This is a genomic window from Geomonas agri (assembly GCF_020179605.1).
GTDB classification, from domain to species: domain Bacteria; phylum Desulfobacterota; class Desulfuromonadia; order Geobacterales; family Geobacteraceae; genus Geomonas; species Geomonas agri.
This window is the reverse complement of record NZ_JAINZO010000001.1, coordinates 1,938,431-1,953,924: the sequence shown is the minus strand read 5'-3', so window position 1 is coordinate 1,953,924 and position 15,494 is coordinate 1,938,431. Positions and strand designations below refer to the sequence as shown.

Sequence of the window (15,494 nt, the reverse complement as noted above, 5' to 3'; positions counted from 1 at the left end):
ACCTTCTCTAGTCTGCCGGCGGACACACAGCGGCACATGATAATGAAAAAAGCTGGGGTTGGCAAGGGATATGACAGCCTTTTAAGGTGGGGGAGGGAGGGGGAAACCCTCCCCGCCGCGGGCGGAGGGAGGGCTTGATGTGGAGACCAAAGGGGCAGTCGGTTGGCTACAGCGGCGGGTCGAGCGGGCGAGGCTCCTCGACGTCTCGTTCCTGCAGGAGGCGCTCGATATGTTTCAAGCGCTGGTCCATCTCCTCGAGCATTGCCGCGGAACGGTCCACCCGCCCCTTGATGTTGAAGATCACGAAGGGAAGGATGAACCAGATCACGACCAGGAAGAAGCCGATGATGCTCATCATCATCATGAAGCCACCGAAGATTTCCATAATGCCTCCGTCTAGGAAGGTCTGGTGCTGCATTGTGACTGCTCCAGGGCCCTGGCCAGCTGGTCCGGGCAGGAGGTGTCACCCTGGCAGGCGATTCCCTTCAGGCGCCTGATCGCTTCGCTGACCTCCATGCCGCGTACCAGGGCTGCCACAGCCTGGGTGTTGCCGGCACAGCCGTCCACGAACTTGGTGGCGACGATGACGCCGTCCTCGATTTCTATCTCGATGCGGGAGGCGCAGCTCCCGGATGTGTTGTAGCTTACCTTCATCGTGTTGCCTCTCCTTTTCCAGCAGTAAAGTATATGCGCCCAAATCCACCGCGCCATCGTCCGCTTTACGTGCGACGGCGGCGACGCTAATTTTTCGCATCGGGCCATATATCCTGAAGTCGATGGAAAAGTCAATCGGCGAGAAGCGCCTGGGCAATTGTGAGCCGCTCGGGCCCCGGGAAGGACTGCAGGTACAGTGCGTTGATGGTGGCCAGCATCATGTTCAGCCGCTCCAGGTCGAGGACGGCGCTGCCGGGGATGCTCGGGAGCCCCTGGAAATTCTCCGGGCAGAAGTCGACTGTCTTTTCCCCCTCGCGCAACAGCAGAAGCGGCAGCCCGTGGGTGCGGCAGATGATGGGGCGGGCCTGGTAGAGCAGGCACAGGCCGTCGTGGAGCAGCGGACAAGGAGAGTCTTCGCGCGCCTCCCGGGCCTTGGAGCGGACCAGTTCGGCCTGCTCGGGCGGGAGCTCCTTGAGTGCGTTTCTGAGCGCAGCGGCTTCCACGGAGAAGATAGAGAGGTGGCGGCAGCAGGCATCGCAGCCGGCATGGCAGGTGATGTGCGTGCTGAATGCTTCCGATGTGCGCCGGCAGATTTCGTCGACGCGTGCCAGGAGGGCCCAATAGTTTTCCAATCCGGTCATGCTTACTCGGTGCCGCGCAGGGTCTTGCTGAAATCTTCCATGAGTTGCTTGTTCAGGTAGAAGTACGGCTTCTCGATGGTGCCGCTGAAGCCGAAGCTCTCGTAGTTCATCATGACGGGATCGTCGGTGCGGCCGCTGGACACGTATCCCTTGGCGGCGGGATCTATCTCGAGCAGGCGCTTCATTGCTTCCTGCCCTCCCATGCCTCCCGGGATGTTCAGGTCCAGGATCACGGCGGCGAAGCCGTTGCCCGCTTCGTGGCGCTCGCGGTAGATGTCGACGGCCTGCGCGCCGTCATTGGCGAACTCGACCTCGAAGCCGTAGCGCTTCAAGGTTTCGCCGGCTACAAACCGGACCATCTCGTCATCGTCCATCACCAGAACTTTGGCCGGTCGTTGGTTCTCATTTCCCATAACAAGTTACCCTAGTTACACGGTTGTTAAGCTGCTGAAGACGTGCTATTAATCTATAGCCGGTATGTCCGTGCCTGGCAAGTGACTTTTTTACTAGCGAAATCAAATGTGTTCAAGGAGAACTGCAATGGCCAAGGTGAAATCGCCGGTCACGGCTGCCATCCGGGTACTGCGGCAAGCGGGGGTCACCTTCGGCGAGCATCCCTACCAATACGAGGAAAAGGGCGGTACCGCCGTCTCCGCACGCGAGTTGGGCGTTGACGAGCATAGCGTCATCAAGACCCTGATCATGGAGGACGAGGCCCGAGCGCCGCTCGTGGTGCTGATGCACGGTGACCTCCAGGTTTCCACCAAGGAACTGGCGCGGGCCATCGGCGTCAAAAGCGTCGCCCCCTGCACCCCCGATACCGCCAACCGGCACTCCGGCTACATGGTCGGTGGTACCTCCCCCTTCGGCACCAAGAAGCAGATGCCGGTCTACGTCGAAGAGAGCATCCTCGACCTGCCGCTCATCTACATCAACGGCGGCAGTCGCGGCTTCCTGGTATCCATGGCTCCTTCCGAGCTGCAGCGGGTGCTGCAGCCGGTCCCGGTCAAGGTGGGGATCTAGACGTGGCGGTCGACCGTGCCCCGGTGTTCAAGGCTGCGGCCGAGGCGCTTGCCGGTGCGCAGGCACTGGTGGTGACCGCGGGCGCCGGCATGGGGGTCGACTCCGGTCTCCCCGACTTCCGCGGAGACACCGGCTTCTGGCGCGCCTATCCCCTGTACCAGCGTCTGGGCATCAGCTTCGTCGATGCCGCGAACCCCGAACACTTCGAACACGACCCTGCCTTCGGCTGGGGCTTCTACGGCCACCGCACCAACCTGTACCGCGCCACTGTCCCCCATCCCGGCTTCGCGCTCCTGCTCGACTGGGCTGCCCGCTTTTGCCTCGACCTGTTCGTCGCCACTTCCAACGTGGACGGGCAGTTCCAGAAGGCGGGGTTCCCGGACCAGGGCGTCCTCGAATTCCACGGCTCCATCCACCACCTGCAGTGCACCGGCCCCTGCTGCGAGCGGATCTGGGACAACCGCGAACAGTTCCAGATTGACGAGGGGACCATGCGCGCCGACCACGTTCCGCTTTGTCCCCGCTGCGGCAGGGCGGCCCGTCCCAACATCCTAATGTTCGGGGACTACGCCTGGATCGGCGAGCGTACCGCGAGGCAGCAGGAGCGCTTCCGGCAGTTCCTGTCGCGCCAGTCCGGCCGGAGCATCGTGGTCGTGGAGATGGGCGCCGGGACAGCCATTCCCACCGTCCGCGCCGCCAGCGAGCGTATCGGCTCGCTTTCCGGCGCGCGCGTCATCCGCATCAACCCCCGTGAACCGCAGATCCGGTCGCCACACCTCTCCCTTACCTGCGGCGCGCTGGAGGGCCTTTCCGGCATCGAACAGGCGCTGCGGTTGCTGTGAGCTTTGGGGGATTATCCCCTTACCCCGTTCCAATTTCCCTATAAATTTCCCCCGTTTTCCGTATACGCCGTCCACAAAAAACCCTTGCGTTTTAAATTCTTGGCTGTTAGTATGCACATTTTTTAGGCAGATAAGGAAGTCATCACATATGCAAAACACGGTGGCCATCGGCTCCCTTACCTTGAAGAATCGGGTATTTCTGGCCCCCATGGCCGGCATCACCAACCTTCCCATGCGCATCATCGCCCGCGAGGGCGGGGCCTCGCTTACCTTCACCGAGATGGTGAGCGTTAACGGCCTGACCAGGGAGGGGCGCAAGAGTTTCGATCTGTTGAAGACCACTCCCGAGGACCGTCCCATCGGCATGCAGCTTTTCGGGGACGAACCGGAGATGCTGGCCGAAGCGGCCCGACTGGTTGAGGGATACGGTGAGCTCATCGATATCAACATGGGCTGCCCGGTGAAGAAGGTGGTCGGCACCGGCGCCGGCAGCGCGCTGATGAAGGACCCGGCCAAGGTCGGCCGCATCATCCGCTGCGTGCGCAAGGCGACCTCGCTCCCCTTTACCGTGAAGATCCGCACCGGCTGGGTCTGCGGCGACGACACCTTTCTCGAGGTGGGACGCATCGCGCAGGAGGAAGGGTGCGACGCCATCACGCTGCACCCCAGGAGCCGTGCCCAGATGTTCGAGGGGAAGGCGAACTGGTCCAAACTGGCTGAACTGAAGAGCGCGCTGAAGATCCCGGTGATCGGCAGCGGCGACCTCTTCAGCGCGGACGACGTGGTCCGCATGTTCCGGGAAACCGGCTGCGACGCGGTGATGGTTGCCCGCGGCGCGATGGGCAACCCCTGGCTATTCCGGGAGGCGCTTGCCCTTTTGGCCGGTGAGACCCCGGCACCGCCGACGGTGGCGGAACGGCTTGCGGTCGCCCGCAGGCACTTCGAGCTCTTCACCGAGTTAGAGGGGGGCAGAGTGGCCCTGATGGAGATGCGCAAGCATCTTGCCTGGTACTCCAAGGGGCTTCCGGGAGCCGCGCAGTTTCGCGCCGCGGTGAACCGGATCGAACATACTGCCGAGCTGGTCGGGGCGATGGAGGAGTTCTTTAATGGCTGACCGCCTGGAGAATTATTACGCAAACGTGGTCGACAGCGTGGGTGACGGTGTCATCGTACTGGACAACACCGGGGCCGTGACGCTGGTGAACCCGGCTGCCGAGGAACTGGCCGGCGTGTCCAGGCGCCAGGCATTGGGGCATCTTTTCAGCGAGATCTTCAAGGACGATCACGCCCTGAACGAGTTGGTGGCCAAGACTGTCAGCACCGGCATGTCCGTTTCCGACCACGAAAACATCGTGCTCAAGAGGGGGAGTCGTATCACCCCGGTGGGGACCAGCACCTCGCCACTTTTGAGCTCGAGCGGCGAGCGGATCGGCACCATCGTGCTGCTGCGCGACCTCACCAACGTGCGCGAGCTCGAGAGCGCCGTGCGTCAGGCCGACCGCCTCTCCTCGCTGGGAGCGCTCGCCGCCGGCCTCGCCCACGAGATCAAGAACCCCCTTGGCGGCATCAAGGGGGCGGCCCAGCTCCTGGAGATGGAGTTTCCGGACAACGAAGACTTAAGGGAATACGTGCGGGTCATGCTGAAGGAAGTGCAGCGGGTCAACGTCATCGTCGAGGAGCTCCTGGGGCTCGCCTCGCCGGGGCGCCTGAAACTCGGCAAGGTAAACCTGCACCGGGTTCTCTCCGACATCGTCCTCTTGCAGAAAAACGCCTGCGAGGGGAAGGAAGTCTACCTGCAGCAGTATTTCGACCCCAGCATCCCCCCTATACTCGCCGACGAGGCGCTCTTGACCCAGCTGTTCCTGAACCTGATCAAGAATGCCATGGAGGCCGTCGGTACCGGCGGCGTGGTCAAGGTGACCAGCCGGGTACTTGCCGACTACGCATTGACGCAAAAGGGAGAGCGGCGTGCCCGCATGGTCGCCATCGACATCTCCGACAACGGTCCCGGCATTCCCGAGGACGTGCTGGAGAACATGTTCACCCCGTTTTTCACCACCAAGTCCCAGGGCACGGGACTGGGGCTGGCCATCTGCCAGAAGATCGTGTCCGAGCACCGCGGCATGATCCGCGTCGATTCCAATCCCTCCCGCGGCACCGTCTTCACCGTCATGCTGCCGCTGGTGCAATAACTTACAGCTGTTCAACGTTCTACGTTCAAGGTTCGATCGCGCCGCTTCCGTGGCGCCGTCATCCTGGCCTGACCTGCAGCGTCGCACGTCAAGGCGTAGAGTCCAAGGGCGGATGACCGCATCGAACGTTGAACATTGACCATTGAACGGTTTTTTTAGGAGCATTTATGTCAATCAACAACATACTCGTGGCGGATGACGAAGAGAGCATGCGCTGGGTCCTGTCCAAGGCCCTCAAGAAAAAAGGATTCAACGTCGAACTCGCCAAGGACGGCAACGAGGCGCTCAAGCTCATCAAGGAAAACGTCTACGACCTGGCGCTTTTGGACATCAAGATGCCTGGCGTCACGGGACTGGAACTCCTGGATCGGGTCAAGGAGGAGCGCGCCGACCTGATGGTGGTGATCATGACCGCCGAGGCGAGCATGAAGAACGCCGTCGAGGCGATGAAGCGCGGCGCCTACGACTACCTGACCAAGCCCTTCGACCTGGGCGTCATCGACGCGGTGGTGGAGAAGGTGAGCCGGGCGCGCGAGATGACCTCGCAGGTGTCGCTCCTCAAAGAGGAACTGGCCGACCGCTACCAGCTCGAGAAGACCATCATCGGCAACTCCCCCGCGATGCGCGAGGTCTACAAGACCATCGGCAAGGTGGCGCCTTCGGACGTCACGGTCCTGGTGCAGGGCGAGTCGGGCACCGGCAAGGAGCTGATCGCCCGCGCCATCCACTACAACTCCAAGCGCCTGGGTAAACCGTTCATCCCGCTCAACTGCGCGGCCATCCCCAAGGAGCTCCTGGAGAGCGAACTGTTCGGTTTCGAGAAGGGGGCCTTCACCGGTGCCACCGAGAGGAAACTGGGCAAGTTCGAGCAGGCCAACGGCGGCACCATCTTCCTGGACGAAATCGGCGACATGCCCATCGACCTGCAGGCCAAGATTTTGAGGGTGCTGCAGGAGCGCGAGATCACCCGGACCGGCGGCAACCAGAGTATCCAGGTGGACGTCAGGGTGGTGGCCGCGACCAACCAGGACCTGGAGGAGTCTGTCCGCAACAAGCAGTTCCGGGAGGACCTCTACTACCGGCTCAACGTGATCCCGATCCAGTTGGTGCCGCTGCGCGAGCGCAAGGAGGACATTCCGCTCCTGGTGCAGTATTTCCTGGGCAAGATCTGCTCCGAGCTGGAGGTCCCGCTCAAGCGCACCTCCGCCGACGCTGTAAAGCTCCTTTCCAACTACAACTGGCCCGGCAATATCCGTGAGCTGGAGAACACCATCAAGCGGGCCGTGATCCTGTCACCCGACCCGCTGCTGGTTGCCTCCGATTTCCCCGGCCTCAGGACCCGCCAGAGCGAAGGGAAGGGGGAAGAACTGTCGCTGGAGGGGATCGTCGATCTCAAACTGCGCGGCAGTTTCTCCAACATGGAGAAGATGGAGAGCGGGGATGTGCATGCCATGGTACTGGAGCAGGTCGAGCGTCCGCTGATCCGCTTCGTCCTGGAGAAGACCCGTGGCAACCAGGTCCGCGCCGCCGATATCCTGGGCATCAACCGCAACACCTTGCGGAAGAAGATCACCGAGCTGGGGATCGAACTCCGCAAGGAGTAAGAGTAACTGGTTTTCTCAGTCCCAACCTTAACTTCAACCTGCTTTTAGGAGGCTCCCATGACCCTGCTGGAAAGGTTTTTTCTGGACAAAGATAGTGCGCAACTGGTGGTGGTCGACGTGCAGGACAAGCTTTGCCGCGCCATGGACGAGAAGGTGCTGGGGAAGCTGACCAACAACATCTCCATCCTGCTCGATGCGGCGGCCGAACTGGGGATCCCGGCGCTCGCCACCGAGCAGTACGTCAAGGGGCTCGGCGAGACGGTGCCCGCCTTGAAAGAGAAGCTGTGCACACCGAGCCTGGAGAAGATGACCTTCAGCTGCTGTGGCGGGGAAGGTTTCCTGGAGACGTTGGAGAAAAACGGCAGGCGCCAGGTGATCCTGACCGGGATGGAGACCCACGTCTGCGTGTTGCAGACCGCGCTGGAACTCCTGTCGCGCGGCTACGTGGTGCACCTGGTGGTCGACGCGGTGATGAGCCGCAAGAAGCACAACTGGGATATCGCGCTGCAGACCATGACGCAGGCCGGCGCGGTGATGACCTCGACGGAGTCGGCGCTGTTCCAACTGCTGCGCGTCGCAGGCACCGAGGAGTTCAAGAAGCTCTCTAAGCTCGTGAGGTAGGGGAAAGGGTGCTGACGTAGCGGTCGATCCGCTCGCGGTCCTCGTCGGAGATCCCGGTGAACTGGATGCCGAAGCCCTCGGGCAGCGCGCTCTTCCTGCGGACCTTGCTGGTGTTGAGCCAGGCGATGCGTCCCTTGGTCTGGATGATGGCGCCTGACGGTTCGGGGAGCGCGAAGAGCAGTTCCAGTTCGGTCCCTTCACTCAGGTCGACGTCTGTCGCGAGGTAGAGGCCGTTTTGGCTTAAGTTGACACTAAAGCCCGAGACGGTGAGGCCGAAGGCCCGGAACTTCACGTTGAAGCGGCAACTTCCCCTCCGGTCGCGCCGGTCCACGGCGGGCAGGAGCTTGCGGGCCGCCTCGAGAAAAATCACGCGGTCGAGCGGTTTAAAGACAATGTCGTCGCAGCCTGCCGCCAGGCAGAGCTGACGATCGGCCTCCTTCCCTTCAGAAACGGCGAGAATCACCGGGCTGGAGAGTTGGGGGTCTTTTTTTATGGCGCGGCAGCAGTCGGCGCCGTCCATGACCGGCATGTGCAGGTCCATGACCACCAGGTCCGGGTGCTGTTCCCGGCAGATGCGCAGTGCTTCCTCGCCGTTGCGGGCGGTAAAGATATCGACCGCGGACAGGGAGAGAAAGTCCTTCTCCAGTTCCAGGAACATACTCACGTCATCTACCAGCAGGACCTTGTGTGCCACGCGTACTCCTACTTCTTCGGTGTGTTCAAGAGTTTAAGTTCAAAGAAAGCTTCACGTCACCGAATCCGTTTCCCGAAACGCCTCGGGTCCAGCATTCCCAGCCGTAAATGTGCTACCGAAGCACCGCCCGTCCCCCACGTCCTCCCCTTTGCGAAGGGGAGACAGAGGGGATTTGCCTTTTTAAAAAAAGGGCGAAACACGTTCGCCCCTTTACTATTGCCTATTACCCTTTTGCCAGCGTCTTCGCTATCACGTCATGGTTCAGCCAGAACACCGGCGCCTGCGGGTTCCAGGAACTGTTGAACATGAGGCTGCCTACCCCCTGGAACACGGCGCGTGAGAGTACCGCGCAAACGATGTCCTTCTGATCCGCGTTCATGCTGATCAACTCCGCCGAGGTGTTCAGCATGTACTCCTGTTGCTCCGGCTTGTTGTGCTGCGGCCAGCTGTCGAAGTCGCGGGTGCTGGTAACCAGATCGGAGGTGAGATAGGTGTTGGCGATCTTCAGCAGATCGTCAATGGTTACTCCTTCGCGCAGCAGCGCCTGGCATTCGTCGACTACCGACTGCACACCCTCTGCGCGCAGCGTGGCCATGAGGGGGTAGAGGGAGTTCTCGACGCCCAGGAAGAGCGCGCTCGAGTTGGTGAGGATCTCCGGGCAGTTGTACACGGTCGCTTTGATTCCCTTGCCCCACGCCTCGATGGCGATGTCTTCCAGGCGGATCTTGGCCCACCCCTGCAGGTAGGGGGTATAGGACTGCCAGGTGATGGCGCCGTCGATCAGCACGGCGGTGCCGTGGTAGCCGTAGGCGGCATAGTGGGTTTCGTGCTTGTCCCTGAGGCCGGCGGTGGCATCGATCAGGTAGCGCAAGGTGTCGGCGGTGACCTCGTTGAAGCTCGCCTCGCACAGCTTGCCCATGTCGGAGCCCCAGAAGGCTTCGGAGGAGAGGAAGCGGTCGCCTTGTCCCTTGAAGAGCTTGTTCAGGATCGGCATGAAGACGCGGGCGCGCGGGATGCCGCCGGCCATGGTGTGCACCACGAGCAGCTTGCTCCCCGCCGGGATCATCTTCTCCAGTTCTGCGACTACGGCCGCGAGGTTTTTGCAGAAACGCTCGGTGCCGCGCTGCTTGGAGTACTCGACTTCCGCCGCGTCCAGCTTGACCGAAGCCCAGTCATCAGGCTTGACACCCTTGAAGCGGTCCACCGGGGCGACGCCATCCTTGCCTGGTTCCATGTCGAAACCGGCCTCCAGCGGGATGTTGATGATCTTGCCGCCCAGCCCCGCCTCGGCGGTGGCGAGCTCTTCCTCGTTGAGCGGGCGCAAGGTGCCGTCGGCATCGCGCCTTCCTACGGTGGCGCCGAAGATGGTCATGCCCTTGGCCCTGGCCTCGTCCACGATGCCGTTGGCGTAGCCGCGGCCGAACAGCTCGCCGCAGAGAAACAGTACGTCCCCTTCCTTATAACCGGCGGTAGCCGGCACTTCCGTCATTGCATGGTATCTGCTCATCTACGTTCCTTTCTGTGTTGGTTTGCTTCTCCCCCAGGAGGGGGGAGGTGGACCCGCGCGTGACACCTGTAGGGGTGAATAATCATTCACCCAGCTCCCCGTGCCGGTCACGAATGGTGCATCTAATATCCATCCTTGTTGCTGAGATTCTCGAACCGGGTGAACTCGCCTCTGAAGGCGAGGTCGACGGTGCCGATGGGACCACTTCTGTGCTTGCCGATGATGACCTCCGCCTTCCCCTTGAGGTCCTCGTTCTCCTTGTCGTACACCTCGCCGCGGTAGACGAACATGATGATGTCGGCGTCCTGCTCGATTGCCCCGGATTCGCGCAAGTCGCTCATCATCGGGCGCTTGTCGGTTCTTTGCTCCAAGCTTCGATTCAACTGCGACAGGGCGATCACCGGGATGGACAGTTCCTTCGCCAGCGCTTTCAGCGAGCGCGAGATCTCCGAGATCTCCTGCTGGCGGGATTCACTGTTGGCGCCGCCGCGCATGAGCTGGAGGTAGTCGATGACGATGATGCCGATGTCGTGCTCGGCCTTGAGCCGCCTTGCCTTGGAACGCAGCTCCATCACGGTGATTGACGGGGTGTCATCGATGAAGATCTTGGAGTTGTGCAAAAGCCCCGCGCCCTTGATCAGCTTGGGCCAGTCGTTTTCCTGCAGATGGCCGGAGCGAAGGCGGGTAAGGTCGACACGGGAGGCGGAGCACAGAAGCCTCTCCACCAACTGCTCCTTGGGCATTTCCAGCGAGAAGATGGCAGCCGGGAACTTCTTCTCCGAGTCCACCGCCGCGTACTGGGCCACGTTGAGCGCGAAGGTGGTCTTACCCATCGCCGGACGTCCCGCGATGATGACCAGGTCGCCGGCATGAAAACCGGCGGTGAGCTTGTCGAGGTCGATGTACCCCGTTGGGACACCGGTCACCAGCTCCTTCTTCTCGTAGAGGAGCTCGATGTTCTTGATGGTGTCCTTGAGGATGTCGCTGACCTTGTAGTAGGAGGGGCGCAGCTTGTTCTCAGAGATCTCGAAGATGACCTTCTGCGCGGAGTCGAGCAGCTCCTCGACCTCAACCTTGTCCTCGAAACCGTTACTGACGATGTCGGTGGCGGCGGAGATGAGCTTCCTGGTGATGTACTTCTCCTTCACGATCTTGCAGTAGTAGGAGATGTTGGCCGCCATGGGAACGAAGTCGACGAGGGTGGCCAGGTAGGCGCCGCCACCGACCTCCTCCAGCTCACCCTTCTTGCGCAGGATGGTGGTCATGGTGATCAGGTCGCAGGGCTCGCCGCGCTCGTTCAACTCGATCATGGCTCGCATGATCTTTCTGTGGCTTTCCCGGTACATTTCCTCCGGTGAAAGGACCTCGAGCACGCGGTTGATCGCCTCGTTGTCGACCAGGATCCCTCCCAGGATCGACATCTCCGCTTCGATGCTCTGTGGCGGCAGTTTTCTCATGTCCGCTTGGTTCATGCAGTTCCTCAAAAACAAAAAGCTGCGCCTAGGCGCGGCCGCACGTACGGGTTTGGCTGAAGCGAGGAATAGTACCTGTTACCGGCGCCGGGGTCAACAAAATTGACGGTTTGCAAAAGAAAGTTGCTGCAGTGCCGGGGGCTTCCGGCCTGTTGGCTGCAGCTACACACCGCACTCCTTAAGAAAGGCCAACGACTTCAGTTCCCGGTCCAGGTGGAGGTCGATGGCGGGATTCAGGAGGAGGTCAGCCTCGCGCAGGAGCGCGTCCGGAAAGACCACGGCACCGAAGCGTCCCGTCTGCATGGCGCGGGCGAGCAGAGCAGCGGTTTCCTCGGAAACACCGCGCACCTGCAGCTCCGGCTGATAGCCAAGGATCTTCAAAAGGTTGACGGCGAAGAAGCGGCGATCGGAGGGGGAGGCAGGTGCGTTGTTGAGGCGTTCCAGGTAACAGTACAGGAGGCGGAACAGGCGGGGGCTCGGCTCGTCCTCGGGGGTGAGCCGTTCCACCAGTTCGCAGGCGTAGGCGGCGCAGCCGATCCGGGCGAGGTCGGCGCGGATGCCGGGGAAGATGTCGATGATGTCAGTGTTGGACAGCGTGGCGAGGCCGGTGCCGAGGTGTAGCTGAAGCTTAAGGTGCGCGAAAGGTTCCAGGGCGCCGGCGAAGCGTTTCTTGCTCCGCTTGGCGCCGCGCGCCACCCCCTGTAGTTTCCCCTGTTCCAGGGTAAACAGGGTGACGATGCGGTCCGCCTCCCCGAAGTCGGTGAGGCGCAGCACTATCCCTTCAACTTCAGCGTTTTTCATGCGGTGAAAAGTAGCATTGCGGCAGGTGGCGAGTCAATGGGTGATAACTTCGACACACACTCCTCCCCCTGGAGGGGGGAGGTTGGGAGGGGGGATTACCCCCGTATGTTCAACCTATTCATCAGCAGTCCCAAATACCGGTTCAGCGGGTGGCTTCGCGGCAGCGACTTGATGGGCGGTGTACCCCTGGTGCCGCACTTGGCTAGTTCAGTGTAGAACTCCTGTCCGCCGCCCAGTTGCACCCCTTTGCGCAGCGTGTCGAGCCCTTTCCCCTTTTCGCCGGTTATGATCTGGATGCGCCCCAGGTTCAGCCGGATGCGCAGGTTGCCGGGATCGTCCCGGAAGGCCTTCTCCGCAAGCTTCAGGGCCTCGCCCAGGTCGCCGCCGCTTTTAGCCTGGCTGAAGGCAAGGTCGGAGGCGGTTTCCGGATCATCCTCCAGTGCCTGCGCCTGTCCAAAACAGCAGCGGGCCAGGAAGTAGAGCTGGCGGTTCAATGCCTCCACCCCTTTCTCCCTGAGCTCGAACACGTCGCTCCCCGGCTGGATCTGATCAACCTTCTCCAGCACCACGTAGCTGGTGGGGGGGGACCCTTCCAGGAATTCCTCCCGGTGCATCTCGGTGAACGTGCAGGGTGGCTGCGGGAAATGGACGTCCCCCTCGTAGCGGCCGTGCACCACGGTGAGGTAAATCCTCTGGCAAAGGGGGAGCGCCTCCCGGAAGACCTCCTCGCCTCCGCAGATGAAAAGCTCCTCGCCCCCCTCGGCGGCCGCGATCCCTTCCTGGAGAGTGCGGGCGACGATGATGCCGTCGGTCCTTCCCATGCTCTTACTGAGCACGATATTCTTGCGCCCGTCCAGCGGGTGGCCGATCGACTCGAAGGTCTTTCTCCCCATCAACACCGCATGTCCCATCGTGAGGCTTCGGAAACGAGCTAAATCAGCGGGAATGTCCCAAGGGAGCTTCCCGTGCGCGCCTATCACCCTGTTGTCAGACATGGCAGCTATGATGGATATGATCATAAGGCCTCCGCGGTCACTGTGATGCAATTCAACTAGCGCAGTGTCACCACCGTAACACCGTCGCCTCCTTCGAAACGCTCGCCGGTGCGGAACTCAGCCACCAGCGGATGCCCGGTAAGGTAGCTGCGCACCCCTTTCATCAGGGCGCCGGTCCCCTTGCCGTGCACCACACGCACCTCCGACATCCGCTCCAGGGAGGCGTGGTTCAGGAACGGCTCCAGCGCGCCGATGGCTTCTTCCACTCGCATCCCGAGCAGGTTGATGCTGCTTGCTGGCTCCTGGGCGGCGGCCTCCGCTTCCTGCTGCTTGGCGCGCTGCTTACGTACTTTCTTCGGCTCTTTGCCCTTGGGCTTTAACAGCGATATGAGTGCCACGTCGAGCTCCATGCTGCCGGCGCGCACCCGGGCCCGGCCGGCGCGCCGATCGACGGAGAGGATGGTGGCGTCGCAGTTGAGCGGCTTCACGAAGAGGACGTCGCCAGCGGCCACCTGGTCCGGGTCGACGTTCTCTTCGGGATGTAGTCCGTCCAGCGCCGATTCGACCTCGCGCGCCGCCTGGTCCAGTTTCTCCTTGGCTTCGCGCGCCTTCTCGCGCTTGGCCTCGTCGAGCATGGTTGCCACCTCGCGGCGCGCTTTGGCGATGATCTGCTGCGCCTCCAGGAGTCCCTTCTCACGGGCATCGCGCACCAGGGCTGCCGCTTCATCGCGGCGGTCCACCAGGTTGCGCTCGGCGCGTACCAGCGTCTCTTCGCGCTCGGCAAGTTCGGTGAGCGTGCGGTCCAACTGCTCGCGTTTCTCCTTCAAGTCGCGCAGCAAGGCGTGGAAGTCGGCCTCCATGGTGCCGATCATGCTCCGGGCGAAGCTCACCACCCGATCGGGCAGCCCGTAGCGGCTTGCGATCTCGAGGGCGTGCGATTCGCCCGGCTCGCCCACCACCAGCCGGTACAAGGGGGCCAGCTTCTGACGGTCGAAGGCCATGGCCGCGTTCACCATGCCGGCTTCGCGCTGCACGAAGCCGATGATCTCGGTGAGGTGCGTGGTGGCGACCACCAGCGCCCCCTTGTTTTGCAGCTCCTTAAGGACGGCGCACGCGATGGCCGCCCCCTGGCCCGGTTCGGTGCCGGTACCGAGTTCGTCGAGGAGCACCAGCGCGCCCCGGTCGGCGTGCTCGATGATGCTGGAAATCTTGGAGATATGGGCCGAAAAGGTGGACAGGCTCTCCTCGATGGACTGCTCGTCGCCGATGTCCACCAAGATGCTCTCGACCTTCGGCAGGATGGTGCCAGAGAGGGCGGGGACCGGCATGCCGCACAGTGCCATGACCGAGAGAAGCCCCGCATTCTTGATGGCGATGGTCTTGCCCCCGGTGTTGGGGCCAGTGACCACCATGACCCGGTTCTCCGCGGCAAGTTCCAGGTCCAGCGGGACCACGTCCTTGCCCATCAGGGTGAGGATCGGGTGGCGCGCTGCCTTGAGCAGTATGGTCGGTGTGTCGGCGATGACCGGCGTCTCGCTCTTGAGGCGATCACTCAGGGTGGCGATGCAGTTGCGGATGTCCAGGTCCACCAGCGCCTCGAACTGCTGCTGGATCGCCTCGGCGTCCTCCCTGATCCAGTCGCAGATCTGCCGTACGATGCGGATTTCCTCGGCGCGCTCGTCGGCCACCAGGTTCTCCAGCTCGTTAGCGAGACCGATGATCTCCAGCGGCTCCATGAACGCGGTCTCGCCGGAGTTGGAGACATCGTGCACCACCCCGGGGACCATCCCCTTGGAGTCCATGCGCACGGGGATTACCCAGCGCCCCGACCTCTGGGTGATGAAATCGTCCTGCAGAAAGATAGCGGTGTGCCGCTCCCGCACGATCTCCTCCAGCCTCTTCTTGATGCGCGCGGTGAGCCCCTTCTTTCTACCACGGATGTCAGCCAGAAGCCGTGAGGCGGTGTCGAGTATTTCGCCCTCCTCGTTCACCGTGTGCTCGAGCGGGTTCAAAAGGTCCGGGAATCCGGTGATGCAGCCCGCCTCGGCGAGTAGCAGCGGTACGTCGCTGCGGAAGGAGAGCTGTGACGCCACCGCTGCCATGACGCGCAGGGTAGGGATGAAGCGCTGGAGGGCAATGGGGGCAATGACCGCGCCCTTGGGACGGACCGCCTTTACCTGTGGCGTGATGTCCTCGAAGGGGGCGAGCTTCAGCGCGATGCCGAGCCGAGTCAGCTTGCGTATCTCGTCGACGAGCCCCAGGCGTAGTTCCATCTCCTGACGGCTTTGCAGCGGTGCTATGGCAAGGGCTCCCTCGTGGGAAGCCTCGCAGTGGGCGAAGGTAGCGGCGGTTTCCAGGATCTTGTCGAATTCCAGCCGCTTCAGGGTGTCCTTGTCGATCATGTAGCTAACTCCGGGGGAAGAAACAGGCAAAGGCCAAGGGGAAGGA

Annotated in this window: 16 protein-coding genes; 6 read left to right on the top strand and 10 right to left on the bottom strand. The window is 62.1% G+C overall.

Translation table 11 applies throughout. The features are described 5' to 3' along the window. Positions 1–166: 166 nt before the first annotated feature. From K7R21_RS08515 to K7R21_RS08500, 4 genes are all read right to left on the bottom strand, one after another. On the bottom strand, positions 167–385 hold the full coding sequence (locus K7R21_RS08515; protein WP_224982837.1) for a hypothetical protein: 219 nt from the start codon (positions 383–385) through the stop codon (positions 167–169). A gap of 11 nt (positions 386–396) precedes the next feature. After that, a complete protein-coding gene (locus K7R21_RS08510; RefSeq protein WP_216801565.1) occupies positions 397–654 on the bottom strand; it encodes a TIGR03905 family TSCPD domain-containing protein in 258 nt (85 codons plus the stop codon). 131 nt (positions 655–785) lie between these two features. Continuing rightward, entirely contained in the window at positions 786–1,295 is a 510-nt protein-coding gene (locus tag K7R21_RS08505; protein ID WP_224982836.1) for a YkgJ family cysteine cluster protein, read from the bottom strand. Positions 1,296–1,297: 2 nt separating this feature from the next. Continuing rightward, positions 1,298–1,708 (bottom strand): response regulator, encoded by a 411-nt coding sequence (locus K7R21_RS08500; RefSeq protein ID WP_224982835.1) that lies wholly within the window; start codon positions 1,706–1,708, stop codon positions 1,298–1,300. A 127-nt stretch (positions 1,709–1,835) separates the two neighbouring features. Here K7R21_RS08500 and ybaK point away from each other — a divergent pair, with 127 nt between their 5' ends. The 6 genes from ybaK to K7R21_RS08470 all read left to right on the top strand — a co-directional run bounded on the left by ybaK (position 1,836) and on the right by K7R21_RS08470 (position 7,577). After that, complete coding sequence (gene ybaK, locus K7R21_RS08495) at positions 1,836–2,318, top strand: Cys-tRNA(Pro) deacylase (RefSeq protein WP_224982834.1); 483 nt, start codon at positions 1,836–1,838, stop codon at positions 2,316–2,318. A 2-nt stretch (positions 2,319–2,320) separates the two neighbouring features. Next, positions 2,321–3,160, top strand: coding sequence for an SIR2 family NAD-dependent protein deacylase (locus K7R21_RS08490; RefSeq protein WP_224982833.1), 840 nt, complete (start codon positions 2,321–2,323; stop codon positions 3,158–3,160). Positions 3,161–3,308: 148 nt separating this feature from the next. After that, positions 3,309–4,274: a tRNA dihydrouridine synthase DusB gene (gene dusB / locus K7R21_RS08485; protein WP_224982832.1), complete on the top strand. Its 966-nt coding sequence runs from the start codon at positions 3,309–3,311 to the stop codon at positions 4,272–4,274. Beyond that, entirely contained in the window at positions 4,267–5,352 is a 1,086-nt protein-coding gene (locus tag K7R21_RS08480; RefSeq protein ID WP_224982831.1) for a two-component system sensor histidine kinase NtrB, read from the top strand. The genes dusB and K7R21_RS08480 overlap by 8 nt, the downstream gene beginning before the upstream one ends. 167 nt (positions 5,353–5,519) lie before the next feature. Continuing rightward, positions 5,520–6,956, top strand: coding sequence for a sigma-54-dependent transcriptional regulator (locus tag K7R21_RS08475; protein ID WP_224982830.1), 1,437 nt, complete (start codon positions 5,520–5,522; stop codon positions 6,954–6,956). Positions 6,957–7,013: 57 nt separating this feature from the next. Next, complete coding sequence (locus tag K7R21_RS08470) at positions 7,014–7,577, top strand: hydrolase (RefSeq protein ID WP_224982829.1); 564 nt, start codon at positions 7,014–7,016, stop codon at positions 7,575–7,577. On the opposite strand, the gene K7R21_RS08465 is transcribed toward K7R21_RS08470, so the two are convergent. The 6 genes from K7R21_RS08465 to K7R21_RS08440 all read right to left on the bottom strand — a co-directional run bounded on the left by K7R21_RS08465 (position 7,561) and on the right by K7R21_RS08440 (position 15,448). Next, positions 7,561–8,271: a response regulator gene (locus K7R21_RS08465; protein ID WP_224982828.1), complete on the bottom strand. Its 711-nt coding sequence runs from the start codon at positions 8,269–8,271 to the stop codon at positions 7,561–7,563. The two genes, K7R21_RS08470 and K7R21_RS08465, sit on opposite strands and share 17 nt — an antisense overlap. Positions 8,272–8,494: 223 nt before the next feature. Continuing rightward, positions 8,495–9,778, bottom strand: a complete 1,284-nt coding sequence (locus tag K7R21_RS08460) for an enoyl ACP reductase FabMG family protein (RefSeq protein ID WP_224982827.1) — start codon at positions 9,776–9,778, stop codon at positions 8,495–8,497. A 122-nt stretch (positions 9,779–9,900) separates the two neighbouring features. Further along, the gene (gene dnaB, locus K7R21_RS08455) at positions 9,901–11,250 is read right to left on the bottom strand and encodes a replicative DNA helicase (protein ID WP_224982826.1); all 1,350 of its coding nucleotides are present in this window, start codon (positions 11,248–11,250) and stop codon (positions 9,901–9,903) included. A 162-nt stretch (positions 11,251–11,412) separates the two neighbouring features. Beyond that, positions 11,413–12,051, bottom strand: a complete 639-nt coding sequence (gene recO / locus K7R21_RS08450) for a DNA repair protein RecO (protein WP_224982825.1) — start codon at positions 12,049–12,051, stop codon at positions 11,413–11,415. Positions 12,052–12,146: 95 nt separating this feature from the next. Next, the gene (locus K7R21_RS08445; protein WP_224982824.1) at positions 12,147–13,070 is read right to left on the bottom strand and encodes a dihydrofolate reductase; all 924 of its coding nucleotides are present in this window, start codon (positions 13,068–13,070) and stop codon (positions 12,147–12,149) included. Positions 13,071–13,102: 32 nt separating this feature from the next. Then, positions 13,103–15,448: an endonuclease MutS2 gene (locus K7R21_RS08440; RefSeq protein ID WP_224982823.1), complete on the bottom strand. Its 2,346-nt coding sequence runs from the start codon at positions 15,446–15,448 to the stop codon at positions 13,103–13,105. Between the last annotated feature and the right edge of the window lie 46 nt (positions 15,449–15,494).